This is a genomic window from Microvirga sp. P4_G7, from assembly GCF_056401005.1.
Genome location: NZ_JBFUKD010000720.1, coordinates 1 through 1,785 on the forward strand (window position 1 = coordinate 1; position 1,785 = coordinate 1,785).

Here is a 1,785-nt window from a genome sequence, read left to right on the forward strand (position 1 = left end):
GGGCATAGCTTTGAAAAACCATTCCCGTCGAACGGCGATAGGGCGGATCGCCTGTGATGTTGCGATGTCCAATCTGGATCTCACCACTGGTCGGCGTGATGAACCCGGCAATCATTCGCAACGTCGTCGTCTTGCCGCAGCCAGACGGCCCGAGCAGAGCGACGAGCTCTCCCGGCGCTATGTTGAGCGAGAAATCGCGAACGGCGGCGATTCCACTATACGTCTTGTTGATGCGCGTGAGGGCGACCGGGAGCATTTAGATAACCCTCGAAAGCTTGACGAACCGGTCCGTCGCGAGAAGACCGAAACCGATCACTACTATTTGCACGACCGACACCGCCGCAATCGTAGGATCGAATTTCCACTCGAGATATTGCAGCATGGCAATTTGGAACGTGGTTCGTCCGGGACCAGCGAGGAAGAGAGACATTTCGAGATCGGTGAACGATACGATGAAGCTGAATATGGCTGCAGCGACCAATCCGGGGCGGATGCTGGGTAAGGTGACGCGCAGAAAGGCGGTAAGCGGATTCGCACCGAGGTTCATCGCGGCCTCCTCCAGGGATTCGTTCACGCCGACAAGGCTCGCTGAGATCAGACGGACCGTCCATGGAATGGTCAGAACCACATGGGCCGCGACGAAACCAGGAAGGGTCGCGACAGTTCTGACTCCAGTCCAGACCTCGAGCTGGATGAAGAAGATGTAGATGGCAGTACCCGCGACGATGCCCGGCACGATCAATGGCGAGAGAAGGAATGCATTCAAGGTGGCGCGGCCAGGGAAACGGCCCCGCACTAAAGCGACGCTCGCCGGGACGCCAAGAAGCAGGCCAGCCGTCATCGAGAAAAGCCCGACCTTTATCGAGGTCAAAAAGCCGTCGAGGAACGAAGCGTTTGCCCAGACATTGGCGAACCACTTCAACGTGTATCCCTTCGGAGGGAAGGTTATGACGGCATTTTCAAAGATGCTGACCCAGAACACGAAAAGCACTGGTACGAACATGAAAAGAAAGATGAGGGACACCAGCGACCGATAGAATGCTCCTGGAATCGAGATGTGCACCCCGATATTTCGACGGCGCTCCGCAACCGCAGTGACGACTATCCCCCTGTGCATCTCACACCGTCGATCTCACTGCCCGGGCGATTTCGGGCTTGATCAGGGGTAGGATTTGCGCCGTCGCTTTTCAAACGGCATTTTCTACTGGTCTTATAAGCATTATGGCGGCTTCAGCCGAGGCCAAGCACGACTTATTCAATGCGAGCAATTGAACCGAAAGCGGCCAGTGCCCTAGAGGTGCATGGTTCTACCAGCCCCCGACAACCGGCATCCAGTTCGGCCTCTTGGGGTCTGCGTGGAAGCGTGCGTAATAGTCGCCGACTTTCTCGTAGTAGGACTCGTAATGTCGCATCTTGTCCTCGTCGAGAGCGACTCCGAGGCCGGGGCCGGTCGGTACGGCGATCGAACCGTTCTCATATCGCATGAGACCACCCTCAATGATGTCGTCGGTGAGATAGTGATAATGCGCGTCTCCGGCGAACGTCATTTCGGGTATTGTGGCTGCGGTGTGCAGCATGGCGGCCAATTCGATGCCGAACTCCACGCCGGAATGCATCGCGACGCCGAGTTGAAAAGTCCGGCAGATGGCCGTGAGATCCTTCACGCCACGCAGCCCCTCCCAATAATGAATATCTGTGAGCACGATATCGACGGCGCGGGAACGGATGGCAGGCCCCAGGTCATCAAACTTCGCGGGGTACATGTTGGTCGCGATGGGAATGCGC

At 57.1% G+C, this 1,785-nt stretch carries 3 protein-coding genes; all 3 read right to left on the minus strand.

What is annotated here, in order from left to right; genetic code table 11:
- Nucleotides 1-256, minus strand: a 256-nt coding sequence (locus AC1DT3_RS19970) for an ATP-binding cassette domain-containing protein (protein WP_477466956.1), incomplete at its 3' end; no start/stop codon positions are given.
- Nucleotides 257-1,117, minus strand: a complete 861-nt coding sequence (locus AC1DT3_RS19975; RefSeq protein WP_477466957.1) for an ABC transporter permease — start codon at nucleotides 1,115-1,117, stop codon at nucleotides 257-259. It lies immediately after the preceding gene.
- Between the two features lie 190 nt (nucleotides 1,118-1,307).
- Nucleotides 1,308-1,785, minus strand: a 478-nt coding sequence (locus AC1DT3_RS19980) for an enolase C-terminal domain-like protein (RefSeq protein ID WP_477466958.1), incomplete at its 5' end; no start/stop codon positions are given.

Bases quoted from the DNA above. Each gene is read 5' to 3' on its own strand.
- AC1DT3_RS19975 (WP_477466957.1), bottom strand. From the start codon at position 1,117: ATGCACAGGGGGATAGTCGTCACTGCGGTTGCGGAGCGCCGTCGAAAT.